This is a genomic window from Mucilaginibacter sp., assembly GCF_025359345.1.
GTDB lineage: Bacteria > Bacteroidota > Bacteroidia > Sphingobacteriales > Sphingobacteriaceae > Mucilaginibacter.
This window is the reverse complement of sequence record NZ_JANYGQ010000032.1, coordinates 270,209-286,971: the sequence shown is the minus strand read 5'-3', so window position 1 is coordinate 286,971 and position 16,763 is coordinate 270,209. Positions and strand designations below refer to the sequence as shown.

Below are 16,763 nucleotides of genomic sequence, written 5' to 3'. Positions count from 1 at the left end.
AGACTGAAAGTTATCTTCTTTCTGTTGATTCTTGACTCTTGGTTCTTAATTCGCATCATTTCCCATTTCATGACGCAATCCTGATTCTATCGTCTTGATTTTTGAAGCTTTTCTTCTACCTTTGCGGCCATGAGAAATTGGTTTTTTATTCTATTGTTCGTTATCAGTGCGGGTTCAGTGTTTGCTCAAAGTGCTCCAAAAAACGAGCCTGCGGTTATCGACTCAGTAAAGGCAAAGTGGGGCAAGGTGAAAAATGTGAACGGTGTTGCAATGATTTCATCAAACAATATAATTGAAAACATTACTCTTTCGAAAGAATACAGCACCCTGGTAACTGCAATTGAAGATGCCGGCCTTACTGAAACATTTAAAAGTAAGGGGCCAATTACCTTTTTTGCACCCACTAACCAGGCTTTTGAAAAACTCCCTGCTGGCGAACTGGACACTTTGTTAAAGCCAAATCACAAACTTGACTTAAATTACCTGATCACCAGCCATGCAATTGTTGGCAAAGTCACCGTAAAAGATATTCAACATAAAATAAATTCGAACAACGGCGAGGCAACGTTCAGGACCATAGCAGGAACCACTTTAATCGCCAGGATTGATTCAAACCGGAATATTGTTTTAATAGATGATAATGGCGGGCAAAGTATTATCAGCAAATTTGATATCCAACAAAGCAATGGGATGCTGCATATTGTGAATGCAGTTTTGGTACCTAAAACCAAAAATATATAAACAGACTTACTGCTGACAAACCTGCTGTTAAAATATTACGTAGTTTAGGTTGTAAGGATATTAAACTTAATCCGACTAAATTAAAAATATAATAGCATGAAGAAATCAATTTTAACGCTTATTATTCTGAGCGTTTTTACATCATTTGGCTGCCAAATGAGCAGCGGGCAAATCAAAAAGTACGACCCAAAACGTAAAATGAGCAAAACTCCGGTGGAGTGGAAAAAAGTGCTTACACCAAATGCCTACCATATAATGGTAGAAAGCGGCACTGAACCCCCATACCAAAATGCTTACCATGAAAACCATGAAAAAGGCGTTTATGTAAGCGCAGCAACAGGCGAGGTTTTATTCTCATCGGAAGACAAATTTGACAGCGGCACCGGCTGGCCAAGTTTTGTAAGGCCCGTTGATCCTAAAAAAATTGAAATAGTTACCGACAACAGTGATGGCATGACACGCGACGAAGTTATTGAACGCAGCACCGGCCTGCACCTGGGCCACGTTTTTGATGACGGGCCAACCAATCGCGGCGGAATGCGGTATTGCATGAACTCAGGCGCGTTAAAATTTATTAAAAAGTAACAGCCTGCCTGTTCGAGCTGATTGATGGGCGAAGCTGAGGCCTAACCCTCACACCACTTTCATAGTTTAATCCAATGGTCAGATCTACCCAATCAGGGTTAACAGGTCTGATCATTTTTTCTTTTTGGGGCCTCGTATAAGTGCTAACTGTTTTAAAGCGCTCCATCGCCTGCTCTTCGGTATTTATCTCTTCAAAATAAACCAAACGGTTAAGCTGTTTGCTGTTGTCAAAAAATAAAGTAGGCATCTGGCGATAAAATTCCAAAGTTTTCAACAGGTCTGAACATAGGCCTACATGCAAGTTATTGCGGTTTCTGTCGGTAATGATATAGATGAAGCGTTTCATATTGATAAATAAAATTTGCTGGTTAAAAAATAATTACTAATTTTATGAGCATAAAAATACTAATAATTTTAGCAAATCCAAATTTTATGTCAAATATTCCTTCAAATATTAGATTTCTTCGCAAAAAGAAAGGCCTTACACAGCAGCAATTCGCTGATGAATTAGGCATAAAACGTTCGCTGGTAGGCGCTTACGAAGAGGAAAGAGCTGATCCAAAATATGACCTGCTAAAAAAAATAGCATTGTTCTTTGACGTGTCGATTGATGACTTTATTAATGATGAAATTGACGAAAAATGGGTACCAAAGGCAAAAGGCAACCCCGCCAACCTGCGTATTTTAACAATTTCTGTTGATAAAGACGACAATGAAAACATCGAACTGGTGCCAACCAAAGCAGCGGCTGGTTATTTAAATGGCTATGCCGATCGCGAATATGTTGCGGCGCTTCCAAAATTCTACCTGCCTATGCCTGCTTTTAAACAAGGCACTTACCGGGCTTTCGAGATAAAAGGCGATTCGATGTTGCCGCTGGAATCAGGCTCTATTATCATAGGCGAATACGTAGAGAACTGGAGCGACGTAAAACAGACTGAAACATACGTGGTAGTTTCAAAAACTGAAGGCGTAGTATATAAACGCATCGGCAATAAATTTAAAGACAATAAAAAGCTGAAACTGGTATCTGATAACCCTGTTTACGAACCCTATGAAATTGGTGGCGAAGACATATTGGAACTCTGGAAAGCAAAGGCCTACATATCAACACACCTGCCCGCGCCGGCACCACAGCCGACCCTGGAAAGCTTGACGGGGATGATGGCACAAATGCAGAGGTCGATATCGAACCTGCAGGGGAATAACTAATCGGCGTAATTGAAAGTTGAAATATTGTAATCTTATTGATACAATATTTCAACTTTTTTATTTGAGCGATGTTCAACCGCTTTTACCAGGTCGAAAAGGAACATTTCAACCTTAAAACCTTTCAACTTTCACAACTCTTCGATACCGCAACAATTAAGTTACATGCTAACAATTAAACCTTATTGCAGTTATCTTTATCTATAGATTAAATAAAAACTGAAAAACAATGAGAAAAATCATGTTAGTATGCTGCTTCCTTTTAGGACTTACAGCAATTAGCCGTGCACAAGGTGGCGGCCAGAGGATGAGCCCGGAAGACAGGGCAAAACAATTGCAGACAACACTTAAGCTTACTGATGATCAAACTGGCAAAATAACTGCTATTTTGAAAGTTCAGGCCACAAAAATGGATAGCGTAAGAACAGCTGCAAACGGCGACAGAACCGCAATGCGGACTGCAATGGGCCCAATAAGGACCGCTGCAAATGATCAGATTAAAGCCCTCCTAACCCCAGATCAGGCTACTGCATATCAAAAAATGCTTGATGAACAACGCGCCCGCATGCAACAAGGCGGTGGTGGTGGCGGCGGTGGTGGTAACTAATCGCCCGCTTTAAGTTTTTTTAAATGAAAGCGACTCGTTAACCGGGGCGCTTTCTTAATTTTGGGACAAATTTTAATTGCTTGGCATCACCACAAGAATTCATCAACAAAAAATTGCAGCAAAGGCAACTTGACGGTAATTACCGTACATTAAAAGCTGAAAACGGCCTTATTGATTTTTGCTCCAATGATTACCTGGGGTTTGCCCGTTCGCCAGCGCTAAGAAAACTGATTGATGAAGAGATCAATAGCTTCACCAATACAAAAAATGGGGCGACGGGTTCAAGGTTATTGTCGGGTAACTCAATGTATACCGAAGAAACCGAGCAATACATTGCCAGCCTGCATGGGTCCGAATCTGCATTGATATTCAATTCCGGGTACGATGCTAACCTGGGTTTATTCTCTTCGCTGCCCCAACGGGGCGATACAATTATTTTAGACGAACTTGCTCATGCCTCGATAATTGACGGCGCCCGCATGAGTTTTGCCAATAGGTACACCTTTAAACATAATGATTTAACAAGCCTTGAAGATAAATTAAAGCTGGCTAAAGGCATTTGTTATGTTGCGATTGAGAGTGTTTACTCAATGGATGGTGACACCCCTCCTATCACAGAAATTGCGCGACTTGTTGAAAAATACGACGCCAATTTGATTGTTGATGAAGCGCATGCAGTTGGATTATACGGCTTTGGTTTAATTGACAAGGACTTACGGGATAAAGTTTTTGCACGGGTAGTAACATTTGGTAAAGCATTAGGCTGCCATGGCGCCGTGGTGTTGGGGAGTAATTTACTACGGCAATATTTGATAAACTTTGCCAGGTCATTTATTTATACCACGGCGTTGCCGCCGCATGAAATAGCTTCTGTCAAAACAGCATATCAATATCTTCAGCAATCGGGGGACGAAATTGAAAAGCTAAAAAGCAACATCCAACTATTTAAACAATCCGTAATTAATAACAGATACAGGTTGATAAACAGCGAAAGCGCGATTCAATGCATTCTTTTAAACAGCAATGAACAGGCAAAAGCAGTAGCGGCTAAATTACAAAATACGGGATTGGATGTTCGCCCGATTTTAAGCCCAACCGTGCCGACAGGGAGCGAAAGGATAAGAATATGCCTGCATTCGTCTAATACCGAACAAGAAATAACATTATTAACTGATACCATAAACAGATTTACAGATGCCGGATAGCGCAATATTTATAACAGGGATAGGAACAGGGATAGGCAAAACCATCGTGTCGGCAGCTTTGGTTGAAAAACTAAAAGCAGACTACTGGAAACCCGTACAATCGGGCGATTTGAATGATACCGACACTGATAAAGTAAGAAATTTGATAACCAACAAAACCTCGGTTTTTCATCCGGAGACATACGCGTTAACGCAACCATTTTCGCCGCATAAATCTGCTGCTATAGATGGCATTGGTATCGATAAAGACAAATTCAACATCCCGGAGACTAGTAACACGCTGATAATTGAAGGTGCCGGAGGCTTAATGGTACCGCTGAATACGAACTTTTTAATAATCGACCTTATTAAACAACTGGGCGCCGAAGTAATACTGGTTTCACGCAATTATTTGGGCAGCATTAACCACACCCTGCTATCAGTAGATGCATTAAAACAACGCGACATCCCGATAAAAGGCATCATTTTCAACGGAATTAAAGACATCTATTCAAAAGAATATATTCTTGACTATACGGGCCTTGAATCCCTTGGCCATATCCCTGACTATCCGTTAATTGATAAGAATTCAATTTTGGATGCGGGTAGTTACATTGAGCTATAATTGTTGAAATGTTGTAAAGTTGAAAGGTTGAAAAGTTTTATAGATTTGCTTTGTTTTTTGACTTTTGCAGGAGGCAGTTTATTCGTGCAAGTGTTAAATCAACATTACAACTTTACAACATTTCAACCTTCAAACAACCACCAATGACCAATATTACAGTAGTAGGCTCAGGGACAATGGGCAACGGCATAGCACACACTTTTGCACAACATGGCTTTAAGGTTAACCTGGTTGACGTCAATCCCGATGCACTTGCACGGGCAATACAAACCATAACCGGTAATCTTGACCGGCAAGTAAAAAAAGGCACTATTGATGAGCAATTAAAATCATCGACCCTCAACAATATTATCACCCTAACCGACCTCAAAACCGCAGCAGCCAATGCCGATTTGGTAATTGAAGCAGCCACCGAGAACCGTGAAATAAAGCTGAACCTGTTTAAACAACTAAGTGATTTTTGTAAGGATGGCGCAATACTTGCATCAAATACATCCTCAATATCCATCACGCAAATTGCATCGGTAACTAAAAATCCGGCTAATGTAATAGGCATGCACTTTATGAACCCGGTGCCTGTTATGAAACTGGTGGAAGTGATACGTGGCTATGCCACCACCGATGAGGTAACGGGTACCATTATGGAGATATCGCGCAAGCTGAACAAAGTACCGGTTGAGGTTAATGATTATCCCGGATTTGTGGCTAACCGCATTTTAATGCCGATGATAAATGAGGCCATTTACACTTTGTACGAAAGCGTAGCCGGTGTTGATGAAATTGATACTGTTATGAAATTAGGCATGGCCCACCCTATGGGTCCGTTGCAACTTGCCGATTTTATTGGCCTGGATGTTTGCCTGGCGATATTAAACGTATTATATAACGGTTTCGGTAATCAAAAATATGCCCCTTGTCCGTTGCTGGTTAATATGGTAACGGCAGGCCACACCGGGGTTAAATCAGGAAGCGGATTTTATAAATATACTGCCGGGAGTAAAGAATTGGTTGTGGCGGATAAATTCTTAAAATAATGAACGTTAAAACCATGCTATTTTTAACCTAATCGCTAACCTCCAGCCTCTGATCTCTAACTTCAAATAAACCTTTTTATTTCCCAATTGTCTTATTAGTATCTACTTATTGTTTAATAATTAATAAGATACCAATGAAAACAATATCGAAAATAGGTATAATGACGGCTTTAGCGGGGTCATTATTCCTTTCGGCCTGCGAAGGAAGTTACTATGTGGCTGACCAGCCGGTCGAACCTGTTTATGAAAGGCCCATTGCTCCATACGCAGGCGCCGTATGGATTGATGGCGACTGGGGTTATAGCGGCGGCAGATACGTATATCACCGCGGATACTGGTCGAGGCCAAGGAGTGGCCGTGCGTATGCACGTGGTTCGTGGGAACATACACCCCGTGGTTACAGGTGGCACAGAGGTGGTTGGAGGTAGGCCCCCCGGCCCCCTTAGACGGAGTAAAAAATAAAGCGGCTGTCGGAAAAAAACTGACAACCGCTTTACTTTTTAAAAGATTCCCCCTTCAGGGGGTTAGGGGGCTCTACATCCTCTCCGGTACCTCTATCCCCAGCAATTTCATCGCCTTATTTATCACCTTACCAGATGCTGAAGAAAGTTGTAGCCTGAATTGTTTTACCTCTTCGTCCTCGGCTTGCAATATTGACTTCTCGTGGTAAAATTTATTGTAAACCTTCGCAAGTTCGTATACATAATTTGCAATTATTGCCGGGCTGTACCCTTCGGCAGCAGTTTGTATAATTGCCGGGAACTGGGTTAAAATAGCTATAACATCCCGTTCTTCTGCAGCTATTTCTTTAACGGTTATTTCGGCATTTGTGATTTTTGCGCGGCTTAGTACTGACCGTATACGCGCATGTGTATATTGAATAAATGGCCCTGTATGCCCCTGGAAATCAACAGACTCTTCCGGGTTAAACAGCAACCGTTTTTTCGGATCGACCTTTAAAAGGAAATATTTTAGAGCACCCATTCCTATGGTATGGTAAAGCTGCAGCTTTTCATCGTCGGTAAAACCATCAACCTTTCCCATTGCTTCGGTCTGGTCCTTGGCCGTCTGCTCCATATCGTTCACCAAATCATCGGCATCAACAACAGTTCCTTCGCGCGACTTCATCTTACCGGAAGGCAAATCAACCATACCGTATGATAAATGATAAAGACCGGCAGCGCCATCCTTACCCAACTTGTTAAGTATGGTAAACAATACTTTGAAATGGTAATCCTGCTCGTTGCCCACCACGTAGATTGATTTATCCATGTGATAATCATTGTACTTAAGCTGTGCGGTACCCATATCCTGGGTCATGTAAACCGAAGTACCATCGGAACGCAAAACCAGCTTTTCATCCAATCCATCGGCGGTAAGGTCAATCCAAACGGAGCCATCATCTTTTTTAAAGAACACGCCTTTCTCCAGCCCCTCATCTACAATATCTTTTCCTAACAGGTATGTATCCGACTCGTAATAGAATTTATCGAAGCTTACGCCTAATTTTTTATAGGTTTCCGCAAAACCGGTGTACACCCAGTTGTTCATGGTTTTCCAAAGGGTGATGACCGCTTCATTGCCGGCTTCCCATTGCTGTAGCATTGACTGGGCTTCTTTAATCAGCGGTGCATTCTTTTTCGCCTCATCTTCGGTTTGACCGGCTGCCTTTAGCTCTTCTATTTGCTTTTTATATTCCTTGTCGAATATTACATAGTATTTCCCCACCAAATGGTCGCCTTTCATGCCTGTTGACTCTGGCGTTTCGCCCTCACCAAACTTTTGCCATGCCAGCATCGATTTGCAGATGTGTATACCCCGGTCGTTAACCAAATTGGTTTTTACAACTTCATAACCTGCGGCTGCTAAAATTTCAGATACCGAAAAACCCAACAGGTTATTGCGCACATGCCCCAAATGCAATGGTTTGTTGGTATTGGGTGATGAATACTCAACCATTACCTTTTGGCCGTTTGGTTCGGCAACAGCAAAGCTATCGGGTAAAATTTCGGTGTATAATTGTTTTATCCAGTAACTATCAGCCAATGATATATTCAAGAAACCCTTTACCACATTAAAACCGGAAACATCGACAAGTTCATCCAGTAGAAATGTGCCTACATCAGCGCCAGTTTGCTCCGGCGATTTTTTGGAGAATTTGGTAAACGGAAAAGTAACAACGGTAACCTGCCCTTCAAACTCCTTGCGGGTTTCCTGCAGGTTTATATCAGCAGCGGCAATATCAGTATTATATAAATGCTTAACAGCTTTGACAGTAGCTTCAAGAATAAAATTCATAGGGCAAAAGTACGAATTAAGTCGGAACCGGGATTAAACGGATTTGATTGATTTTTCAGATTGATGCAAAATTCGTGAACTTTTTGGGTGCTCTGCGGCAGCCCACATTCAATAACTAACCTCTAATCTCTGCGCTCTAATCACTATATTTGTTCCTCTTCTACAAACCATTTATGACACTTAGCAATAGCAAATTTAAATTAGATGTAACATCCGAAATTGGGAACCTGCGCGCATTATTAATCCACAGCCCCGACAATGGGCTTGGTAAAGTTGTGCCCTCAAAAGCACAAGACTGGCTTTTTGAGGACATTGTACACCTGGATACCATGCGCAAAAATGAATATGACTACTATGTTAAGCTGTTGATGTACTTTTTGGACCCAGCCAAAATAAAAGGTAAGCTTGCACAAATTGATTCCGAAGAAAACAACCGTTCGTTTTACAAGCCTGATGATAAAGATTTTCATGCATCGAATAAAGTAATTGAGATACAAACTTTACTGGAAGACATTTTGCAGGAGGGCGATATCCGCAAAAAATTAGTAGCCTCGGTATGTGCGATTGAGGGATGTAATTACCAATTGCAAACGCAATTGATTGCTACCGAACCATCTGAACTGGCAAAAATCATCATATCTGGTTCGTTAAACAAAAACGAAATGATATTTGCGCCTATCCCTAACCTGATATTCAGCAGGGACATTGGGGTGGCGGTAAATAATTATATGCTGTTAAACAAACCTGCAAAAAAAGCCCGTGCCCGCGAAACTTTGCTGGCGCGATATATTTTCTTTAATCATCCGCTGTTTGCATCATACCGCAATAACATCTTGGAGATACCCGAAACCGTGCAGCATTTTTTACGCCCCGGCGAGGACAATGAGCAGAAAACAACGCTGGAGGGCGGAGATGTAATGATGGTTAGCCCGGAGCATTTGCTGATTGGCTGCAGCGAACGAACGTCGGCAAGCGGGGCCAGCGAGGCCATAAAGCTGCTGTTTAAGCATGATGTAGTTAAAAAGGTAACTATTGTGAAAATCCCCCATAAACGGGATTATATGCACATTGATACGATATTTACCCAAGTAAAACGCAACATGTGGGTACTGCTGCGCTCACTGTCGATAACAGAAAGCCAGGCTGAAATGGAAGAGCCGATAGCATGGTTTGCAGATAAAAAATCGAAGGACAAGGTCGAAATTGTGCAGTTCAGAAAGGATAAAAAGCCAAAAACGTTTAATACCATTGAAGATTTGCTGGCCAATATCAGCGAAAAAGATTTGGAAAGCCCGGAGAAGACGCAGTTTATTTACTCCGGCGGCGATATTTTCCCCTACAATTCGCGCGAGCAATGGACAGACTCGTGTAACCTGCTGGCCGTAAAAGAAGGTGTGGTACTCGGTTATGACCGTAACGATAAAACTGTTGAAGCTTTTAAAGAAAAAGGCTTCGCCATAATAAAAGTTGCCGAGCTGCTAAAACAATTTGAAAGCGGCGAACTTAACCCGGAAACAATGACCGACACGCTGATATTAATGCCATCTGCAGAGCTTTCAAGAGCGCGGGGTGGTTTCCATTGTATGAGTATGCCGTTGCAAAGAGACGCAATTATCTGAACCGGGATTTAGCGGATTAACGGATTTTTCAGATTGGAATCCGTAATTACCAATGTACTGTTGAACCAATGAACTAATGAACACTCAATCGACTTCCCACATATTAATGATACGCCCGGTGAATTTCGGGTTTAATGAAGAAACTGCAGGCAGCAACGCTTTCCAGGACCGCAATGCGGCTAAGGACGATGTTAACGAAAAAGCGCAGCGGGAATTCGACCGCATGGTAAATACCTTATGCAGCAACGGCGTTGACGTAACGGTAATTGATGATACGCACGAGCCCTATACACCAGATTCTATCTTTCCCAACAACTGGGTATCATTCCATGGGGATGGCGGCGTGTTTTTATACCCTATGCAGGCCGAAAACCGCAGGCTGGAGCGACGGGAGGACATTATAGCGAAACTGGAAGATAATTTTGCGGTAAAGCATATTATTGATTTGAGCCGTTTTGAAGTTGAAGGTAAGTTTTTAGAAGGCACCGGCAGCATGGTGCTCGACAGGGAGAATAAAATTGCATATGCCTGTCTATCCCCCCGTACCGACCGGGACGTACTTAACCTGTTTTGCGAACAAACTGGCTATACACCGGTTTGCTTTGATGCTGCGGACGAAAAAGGCCAGGCAATTTACCATACAAATGTCTTGATGTGTGTTGGAAGCCAATTTGCAGTTATTTGTTTGGATAGTATTCCAAATCCGCACGAAAAGATTGTTGTTAAAGAATCACTTTTATCAACCCAAAAAGAAATTATTGATATTTCTTTTGCGCAAATGAACCAGTTTGCCGGCAATATGCTTGAAGTTAAAAATGCTGAAGGCGAAAATCTGATTGTGATGAGTAAAAATGCTTTTAATGCTTTGCTTGAAGAGCAGAAGACAGCTTTGGAACAATACGGAAAATTGGTTTATTCGGACATCAATACCATTGAAACGAATGGCGGTGGCAGTGCAAGGTGTATGATGGCTGAAGTGCATTTACCCGGAATTACTTAACCTATTTTTAACAAAAATTTAATCAATTAAATTACATTCCTACTATAAAATTTATCTTAACAATTAGCACATTATTGCGTTTAAAATATACATTTGCCAAAATTTTATTAAATGCAGAGTTACGAGGAATTTCTTGACCTGAGTGTAGGTTTCCCGCAGGACGGTTTTGAGATAATTGAGGATGAACTTTATTTTCACGACCTCAATTTAATGGAGATGATTGAAACGTATGGCACGCCCCTGCGCTTCACTTATTTACCTATAATTTCTAAAAAAATACAGCAGGCCAAGTTGCTGTTTCAGCAAGCAATAGTTAAAAACAACTATCGCGGCAGCTATAAGTATTGCTATTGCACCAAAAGCTCGCACTTTAAGCATATTGTTGAAGAAGCGCTGAAAAACGAGATCCACCTGGAAACCTCTTCGGCTTTTGATATGCCGATGATTGACGCGCTGGAGAAAAAGGGTGCAGTGAGCAAGGACGTTACCGTAATATGCAACGGTTTCAAAACCTTCCAATACAAAACCTATATTGTCGATATGTTGCATGATGGATTTTCAAACATCATCCCGGTATTGGATAATAAGGAAGAGTTTAACCTGTATGATGACGAGATTGAAATGGATACACCATGCAACCTCGGCATACGTATAGCGGCAGAGGAGCAACCAGATTCGCAGTTCTATACTTCGCGTTTAGGTGTGCGTATGGAGGATATTATAGATTTTTATCATAATAAAATAGAGGGAAATCCCAACTTCAGGGTTAAACTGCTGCATTTCTTTATCAACTCAGGTATATCGGATACTCCGTACTATTGGAACGAATTGGAGAAATACGTTACGCTGTATTGCAAGTTTAAAAAGATAAACCCGCATTTAGATACGCTTGACATTGGCGGTGGCATGCCTTTTAAAGATTCGCTGGTTTTTGATTTCGATTATGAATACATGATAAACGAAATTGTAAGCCGGATTAAAGAAATTTGCGCAGATAACGACACCGAGGAACCGGACATTATTACCGAGTTCGGTAAATACACTGTTGCCGAAGCATCAGGCATTTTATATAAAGTGCTGGGCCGCAAGCAGCAAAATGACCGCGAACGCTGGTTAATGCTGGATGGTTCGTTCATTACTAACTTACCAGATGTTTGGGCTTTAAACCAGAAATACATCCTGCTGCCGGTTAACAACTGGGACAGCGAATACGAACGTGTAAACCTTGGTGGCATAACCTGCGACGGTCAGGATTACTACAACCAGGAAGCGCACATGAACAGCGTATTTATGCCAAAAACCCGCAAGGTGCAATACCTAGGCTTTTTCAATACCGGCGCCTACCAGGAAGTATTGAGCGGCTATGGCGGCATTCACCATTGCCTGTTGCCATCGCCAAAGCATGTTATCATCCGCCGCAACCGCGATGAGACATTCAACTTCGAGGTGTTTGGCGAAGAACAAAACAGTAAACAGGTATTGAAGATTTTAGGTTACACCACCTGATAGTTATTAGTTAACTGGAGGTTAGAGATTAGAAAAAAATAGAGGCGCATATATTGCGCCTTTTTTGTGATGTTTGGATTATGAAACACATCCCCCTGCATAAAATCAGCGAAAGGGTCAACATCGGGCTGGAGATACGCTACTATGGCAGTCACGAAAAAATACAACGCGACGGCGATATGTTAGGCGTACACCGCGACGATCATTTTATATTTTTTGTAATTGAAGAGGGCGAGGCCGAGATAATGGTTGACTTCACCCATTTAGATTTACCGGAACAGTCTATTTATTATATGCTGCCTGGGCAGGTGCACCATCGCATTAGAAGTGATAATGGCCGTGGCTGGTTTTTAGCCATAGATACCGGATTGATACCGAAAGAATACCGGGATGTATTTGACGACCAATTACTTTTGCAGCAACCCTGCAAATTAACTGTTGAAAAATACTTGGAATGCTATAAGTTGATGCGTTTGTTGAACGATGCCTACCTGCAGCAAACCGAAGGACCCTTTTACCTGCAGATGGTCTATTCGTTGTTAAATTATTTCCTGGGAATAGCAGCTACCTGCTACTGCATTAACACCGGCGCCCAAAAAACAGCTTCACGACCAAACCTGATTGCTTATGATTTCAAAAAGCTGCTGGCTGAAAACTACAAAACCGAAAAAAGCCCTTCTGCTTATGCGGCTATGCTGAATATTTCGGCGCCTTACCTTAATGAGGCCTTAAAAAAGGTAACAGGCCTGCCTGTAACTTATTGGATTACCCACGAAATACTTTTAGAGGCTAAGCGCTTATTATTTTATACTGACCTTACCGTAAAAGAAATTGCGCACCAGCTTGGTTACGAAGATCATACTTATTTTTCGCGGCTATTTAAAAGTTCGGAAAACACTACGCCTTTGGCGTTTCGCAACAGTTACCGCAAATAGTCCAACACCTACCCTATTCTGTCTATTTTCAGTAGGCTTCAATTCCGGTTTCTTTGTAATATTAATTATTACAATATGAGCAAACTAATATTAAACAAACTAAAGAAAAAAGCTTCCGGCATAATTGAAGGCAGGGTGTTAAAAACAGCTTTAATATTGGAAGTTAGAAAGTGGCCATCCTCAACCATTATAGAAATCGACCTGCATTTACCAACTGCCGTAATGGATGGATGGAACGAGGTTAATTATATGAAATGCAGGGTAGCAGATTTCACCTATCGCGACTATACACCCTCCGGCTGGGATGCGGAAACGCAAACCTGCACATTATACATTGATATTGACCATTCCGGGCCTGGTACCGCCTGGGCAAAAAGCCTCGGCAAAGGCGATGAAATTAACTATTTAAGTATTAAAACGACCAGCCAAACCCCGGTAAATACTTCGGCAGTTATCTGCCTGGGCGATGAAAGCAGCCTTGGGCACCTGTTGGCTATGCAGCAACTGGCAACGCCGGCTGCGCGTTTTTCGGGTGCGGTATTAATGGGTAACGAACATAACCGCAGCCTTTTTACTGAATATTTTAAAACGCCGTTAAAACCGGTATTGCGCACGGATGTCTTCGGGCATCATTCATTAACCGAATGGCTGTTGCAACAATCTTATCATTTAGAGAATACAATTTTTTGTTTAACCGGTAATAGTACAATGGTGACGCAGCTACGCAAAATATTAAAACAACAGGGATACAGCCATAACCAAATTAAGGCGCAGGGTTTCTGGTACTAATAACCTAGCTGGCTTTTAAAGCTTTATAAGCTTTAGTTTCGTTAACTGGGGTTACCTCTTCAACGGGTAATTGCGGAGCGAATTTTGGTGAGGACACTGTCGCTTCAGGAAAATGGTCGTCCAACTTTGCCGAAATGCTTTTAATGGCTTTATCCATGCTGGTAGCCGAGCAGAAAAGATGATCCTCAAATAGTTCATATTCCTTTTGCCGGTTGTCGCTGGTTTTTATAACATCTATAATCCCCATAATGTTAGAGAGGTGCTTGCGCACCTCATGAGAATTAATAAATGCCAGTTCCTTTTTTTGAGCGGTGAATAAAAGCTTTTCATAGTGACGTTTTTGTTTTGCGCTACGATAAAACATGGCGATAAGAATGATAATAAAAATAGCTCCAAGTACCGCAAACATCAGCCATATACGCTCGCGCTTATAGCTTTCATCTTTTTGCATGTACGAACCTTCAATTTCATCGATCATTATTTGTGACGAAATATTACCCACCTGTGTAAGCCGGTTCACTACATCTTCAGCTTGTTCAAGCGACAATTTAAAGTTATAAGCCGCAGTTTTATGGTCCTTTTTCGCTTCAGCAATTTGCCCCAGCACTTTGTAAAGGTGATATTTAATTTCAGGATGATTTATTTCAAGCGGCTGCGCCAGCAATTCGTTAATTATGGTAATTGCCGAGTCGGGCTGCCCACCGTTAAAATAGGCATCAGCCAGGTTCTGTTGGTCCTGATCGATATATTGATAAAGGGTATCCTTTTGAAGTTTCTTGATAAGGTTGATGGCACTTTTAAAATCATATTGCAGGATAGCCAGATAATATTCGGTACGCTTTTGATAGGTATGTAACTTGTAAATATTGCCTTTTATTCCCAAAAGCTTGTCATGATACACCTTTAGCGAGTCCGGTTTATTCATCCTGAAAAAGTTCTCAGCTTTATTATAATAAATAACCTTATTAACATTCACGTCGTCTGAGCCGTATTTTTTATTTAGAAGTTCCGCCTGGTTTAGGTAGAATAACGATTGGCTGTAAAAATTATTCTTGTAGTAAACGTCGCTCATATTAACGTCTATTTGCACCTGAAGATGGGGGTCATTAATCTTCAGCGTTTCTTTTTTTGATAGCCCATAACTCGTTACCGCATCAATGGCATTACCTTCCTCTGTTTGAATGAAAGCCAGGTGGCTTAAAAACGAGTACACCAGGTAATGATCGTGGTTATAGCCTGCAAATTTTATGGCTTTTACCATCGCAACTTCTGCATCGTCCATATGCACGAGCCTGCGCTGGTACATACTTTCGGCAAAGTATTCAAAAGCAACGGCATTTTCCACATGTAATTGGGACAGCGTGTTATTCAGTTCTTTCTTAGTGGCAAGCAATCCGAACTCTGGCGATAACCGCAGGCTATTTGTAATATAGCCAACAATTTTTTTTTCGCGCTCAACCCGATTTTCGATTTTAAGAATGGTCTTAAGGGAATTTACATCAATAAGCGGAGCCGCAGCACTTACTTTTAAAGTGATGCAGGCAAATATGACACATATGTATAATAGTCTCTTTAACATTCCGCCGCCTATTCAGATCAGTCACATGGAGATAAGGCCAAAGCTTGCGACTTATTATTAAGTCGCAGGCACATCAAAAACAGGTTAATTTTTTGACGTAAAGCGTTTATTCCAGGTGATGATTCAGCTTTATAAAGTTTAATACGTTTAAAATGTTACAAAGGTTGCAGGGGGAAGTCCGGAAAGCCGGGAGAGACCGGGAAATCAGAACGAAAAAAAAACTTCCGCAGTCTTAGCTCGCAGGGCTTTGTCTGATCTCTATCCGTGATCATAGGATTCCACGCCGGCAAAGCGTTCCACTTTTGCACGACACAGGAAGGTACTGGAACACCATGAAATATTCTAATTATCAATATTTTAATATTTCATTACTTTATAAGTAACTGATAATCAAACATTAAAAATTTTATACTTTTTGAATACATTTTGGTAATTTATTCAGAATCGACATGTTTCGTGTTTTTCAATGGCGGGTCGTCTTGAAAGAATTTACACTTTTTTAGTGCATAATTCTGATTTGGGTTTACAATATCAAATCATTGAAATTTTAATCTACAGAAAAACTAAACAGTTGTTAAATTAGCTATTATAATACTTCCAAAAAACGTATTAAGAGATAAACCTTTCTCTGTAATGCAGGTCAAACCAACAAAGCACTAAGCTTTATTTATTACTAAAGATCTAATCACGTATTTATGAAGAAGTTATTATTTTTCGGATTACTGTCCCTCTCAATTATCATCGGTTGTAAAACACAAATTTATTCCATCGGAACATCCGAAGCAGAGTTCAGGGCGCACAACAAAGGCGCTGATCTTATTGAGCAAACGGAACATACAACAGTTTATAAAAAATATGATCGCGCAATGTTCCCAACTACAGGGGATAAGTATTATTATTTTGTTAATGGTAAGTTAGTGCGCATTGATGTAACAGGGCCCAATACAGCTGATATCGTGATCCGGCATACCAGTAAATAAATAAAGTAAACTTGTAATTTAATAACTTCCAAAGTTTTTAATAAAACGAGGGCGTGATTTCTGTTTTTAACG

Annotated in this window: 17 protein-coding genes; 14 read left to right on the top strand and 3 right to left on the bottom strand. The window is 41.1% G+C overall.

What is annotated here, in order from left to right:
• Nucleotides 1-129 precede the first annotated feature (129 nt).
• Together Q0R52_RS21715 and msrB are read left to right on the top strand one after the other, a co-directional pair.
• The gene (locus Q0R52_RS21715; RefSeq protein ID WP_295798459.1) at nucleotides 130-741 is read left to right on the top strand and encodes a fasciclin domain-containing protein; all 612 of its coding nucleotides are present in this window, start codon (nucleotides 130-132) and stop codon (nucleotides 739-741) included.
• A gap of 96 nt (nucleotides 742-837) precedes the next feature.
• Entirely contained in the window at nucleotides 838-1,326 is a 489-nt protein-coding gene (gene msrB / locus Q0R52_RS21710) for a peptide-methionine (R)-S-oxide reductase MsrB (protein WP_295798456.1), read from the top strand.
• Here msrB and Q0R52_RS21705 read toward each other — a convergent pair.
• Nucleotides 1,316-1,672 carry a GIY-YIG nuclease family protein gene (locus tag Q0R52_RS21705; RefSeq protein ID WP_252793280.1) on the bottom strand — a complete coding sequence of 119 codons (357 nt, stop codon included), beginning with the start codon at nucleotides 1,670-1,672 and terminating at the stop codon, nucleotides 1,316-1,318. The genes msrB and Q0R52_RS21705 overlap by 11 nt on opposite strands.
• An 86-nt stretch (nucleotides 1,673-1,758) precedes the next feature.
• On the opposite strand from Q0R52_RS21705, the gene Q0R52_RS21700 reads away from it, so the two are divergent.
• The 6 genes from Q0R52_RS21700 to Q0R52_RS21675 all read left to right on the top strand — a co-directional run bounded on the left by Q0R52_RS21700 (nucleotide 1,759) and on the right by Q0R52_RS21675 (nucleotide 6,413).
• Nucleotides 1,759-2,538 carry a LexA family transcriptional regulator gene (locus tag Q0R52_RS21700; RefSeq protein ID WP_252793297.1) on the top strand — a complete coding sequence of 260 codons (780 nt, stop codon included), beginning with the start codon at nucleotides 1,759-1,761 and terminating at the stop codon, nucleotides 2,536-2,538.
• A gap of 226 nt (nucleotides 2,539-2,764) precedes the next feature.
• Nucleotides 2,765-3,142, top strand: a complete 378-nt coding sequence (locus Q0R52_RS21695; RefSeq protein WP_295798449.1) for a hypothetical protein — start codon at nucleotides 2,765-2,767, stop codon at nucleotides 3,140-3,142.
• 80 nt (nucleotides 3,143-3,222) lie between these two features.
• Nucleotides 3,223-4,347: an 8-amino-7-oxononanoate synthase gene (locus tag Q0R52_RS21690; RefSeq protein ID WP_295798446.1), complete on the top strand. Its 1,125-nt coding sequence runs from the start codon at nucleotides 3,223-3,225 to the stop codon at nucleotides 4,345-4,347.
• Nucleotides 4,337-4,951, top strand: coding sequence for a dethiobiotin synthase (gene bioD / locus Q0R52_RS21685; RefSeq protein WP_295798443.1), 615 nt, complete (start codon nucleotides 4,337-4,339; stop codon nucleotides 4,949-4,951). Before Q0R52_RS21690 ends, bioD begins: the two co-directional genes overlap by 11 nt.
• A gap of 143 nt (nucleotides 4,952-5,094) precedes the next feature.
• On the top strand, nucleotides 5,095-5,985 hold the full coding sequence (locus tag Q0R52_RS21680; RefSeq protein WP_295798441.1) for a 3-hydroxybutyryl-CoA dehydrogenase: 891 nt from the start codon (nucleotides 5,095-5,097) through the stop codon (nucleotides 5,983-5,985).
• Nucleotides 5,986-6,119: 134 nt separating this feature from the next.
• On the top strand, nucleotides 6,120-6,413 hold the full coding sequence (locus Q0R52_RS21675; RefSeq protein WP_295798437.1) for a hypothetical protein: 294 nt from the start codon (nucleotides 6,120-6,122) through the stop codon (nucleotides 6,411-6,413).
• A 106-nt stretch (nucleotides 6,414-6,519) separates the two neighbouring features.
• Here Q0R52_RS21675 and argS read toward each other — a convergent pair whose 3' ends face one another.
• A complete protein-coding gene (gene argS / locus Q0R52_RS21670; RefSeq protein ID WP_295798435.1) occupies nucleotides 6,520-8,283 on the bottom strand; it encodes an arginine--tRNA ligase in 1,764 nt (587 codons plus the stop codon).
• Nucleotides 8,284-8,456: 173 nt separating this feature from the next.
• Here argS and Q0R52_RS21665 point away from each other — a divergent pair, with 173 nt between their 5' ends.
• From Q0R52_RS21665 to Q0R52_RS21645, 5 genes are all read left to right on the top strand, one after another.
• Nucleotides 8,457-9,902: an arginine deiminase family protein gene (locus Q0R52_RS21665; protein WP_295798433.1), complete on the top strand. Its 1,446-nt coding sequence runs from the start codon at nucleotides 8,457-8,459 to the stop codon at nucleotides 9,900-9,902.
• 76 nt (nucleotides 9,903-9,978) lie between these two features.
• Nucleotides 9,979-10,902, top strand: coding sequence for a citrulline utilization hydrolase CtlX (gene ctlX, locus Q0R52_RS21660; protein WP_295798430.1), 924 nt, complete (start codon nucleotides 9,979-9,981; stop codon nucleotides 10,900-10,902).
• Between the two features lie 111 nt (nucleotides 10,903-11,013).
• Nucleotides 11,014-12,408, top strand: coding sequence for an arginine decarboxylase (locus tag Q0R52_RS21655; protein WP_295798426.1), 1,395 nt, complete (start codon nucleotides 11,014-11,016; stop codon nucleotides 12,406-12,408).
• Between the two features lie 80 nt (nucleotides 12,409-12,488).
• On the top strand, nucleotides 12,489-13,343 hold the full coding sequence (locus Q0R52_RS21650; RefSeq protein ID WP_295798423.1) for a helix-turn-helix transcriptional regulator: 855 nt from the start codon (nucleotides 12,489-12,491) through the stop codon (nucleotides 13,341-13,343).
• Between the two features lie 75 nt (nucleotides 13,344-13,418).
• Nucleotides 13,419-14,132: a hypothetical protein gene (locus Q0R52_RS21645; protein WP_295798420.1), complete on the top strand. Its 714-nt coding sequence runs from the start codon at nucleotides 13,419-13,421 to the stop codon at nucleotides 14,130-14,132.
• 4 nt (nucleotides 14,133-14,136) lie between these two features.
• On the opposite strand, the gene Q0R52_RS21640 is transcribed toward Q0R52_RS21645, so the two are convergent.
• The gene (locus Q0R52_RS21640) at nucleotides 14,137-15,711 is read right to left on the bottom strand and encodes a hypothetical protein (RefSeq protein ID WP_295798417.1); all 1,575 of its coding nucleotides are present in this window, start codon (nucleotides 15,709-15,711) and stop codon (nucleotides 14,137-14,139) included.
• 695 nt (nucleotides 15,712-16,406) lie between these two features.
• Here Q0R52_RS21640 and Q0R52_RS21635 point away from each other — a divergent pair.
• On the top strand, nucleotides 16,407-16,691 hold the full coding sequence (locus Q0R52_RS21635; protein WP_295798414.1) for a hypothetical protein: 285 nt from the start codon (nucleotides 16,407-16,409) through the stop codon (nucleotides 16,689-16,691).
• The last annotated feature ends 72 nt before the right edge of the window (nucleotides 16,692-16,763 follow it).

What these genes read in the sequence shown, in the direction of transcription:
- Q0R52_RS21715 (WP_295798459.1), top strand. Translation starts at nt 130, where the DNA reads ATGAGAAATTGGTTTTTTATTCTATTGTTCGTTATCAGTGCGGGTTCA.
- msrB (WP_295798456.1), top strand. Translation starts at nt 838, where the DNA reads ATGAAGAAATCAATTTTAACGCTTATTATTCTGAGCGTTTTTACATCA.
- Q0R52_RS21705 (WP_252793280.1), bottom strand. Translation starts at nt 1,672, where the DNA reads ATGAAACGCTTCATCTATATCATTACCGACAGAAACCGCAATAACTTG.
- Q0R52_RS21700 (WP_252793297.1), top strand. Translation starts at nt 1,759, where the DNA reads ATGTCAAATATTCCTTCAAATATTAGATTTCTTCGCAAAAAGAAAGGC.
- Q0R52_RS21695 (WP_295798449.1), top strand. Translation starts at nt 2,765, where the DNA reads ATGAGAAAAATCATGTTAGTATGCTGCTTCCTTTTAGGACTTACAGCA.
- bioD (WP_295798443.1), top strand. Translation starts at nt 4,337, where the DNA reads ATGCCGGATAGCGCAATATTTATAACAGGGATAGGAACAGGGATAGGC.
- Q0R52_RS21680 (WP_295798441.1), top strand. Translation starts at nt 5,095, where the DNA reads ATGACCAATATTACAGTAGTAGGCTCAGGGACAATGGGCAACGGCATA.
- Q0R52_RS21675 (WP_295798437.1), top strand. Translation starts at nt 6,120, where the DNA reads ATGAAAACAATATCGAAAATAGGTATAATGACGGCTTTAGCGGGGTCA.
- argS (WP_295798435.1), bottom strand. Translation starts at nt 8,283, where the DNA reads ATGAATTTTATTCTTGAAGCTACTGTCAAAGCTGTTAAGCATTTATAT.
- Q0R52_RS21665 (WP_295798433.1), top strand. Translation starts at nt 8,457, where the DNA reads ATGACACTTAGCAATAGCAAATTTAAATTAGATGTAACATCCGAAATT.
- ctlX (WP_295798430.1), top strand. Translation starts at nt 9,979, where the DNA reads ATGAACACTCAATCGACTTCCCACATATTAATGATACGCCCGGTGAAT.
- Q0R52_RS21655 (WP_295798426.1), top strand. Translation starts at nt 11,014, where the DNA reads ATGCAGAGTTACGAGGAATTTCTTGACCTGAGTGTAGGTTTCCCGCAG.
- Q0R52_RS21650 (WP_295798423.1), top strand. Translation starts at nt 12,489, where the DNA reads ATGAAACACATCCCCCTGCATAAAATCAGCGAAAGGGTCAACATCGGG.
- Q0R52_RS21645 (WP_295798420.1), top strand. Translation starts at nt 13,419, where the DNA reads ATGAGCAAACTAATATTAAACAAACTAAAGAAAAAAGCTTCCGGCATA.
- Q0R52_RS21640 (WP_295798417.1), bottom strand. Translation starts at nt 15,711, where the DNA reads ATGTTAAAGAGACTATTATACATATGTGTCATATTTGCCTGCATCACT.
- Q0R52_RS21635 (WP_295798414.1), top strand. Translation starts at nt 16,407, where the DNA reads ATGAAGAAGTTATTATTTTTCGGATTACTGTCCCTCTCAATTATCATC.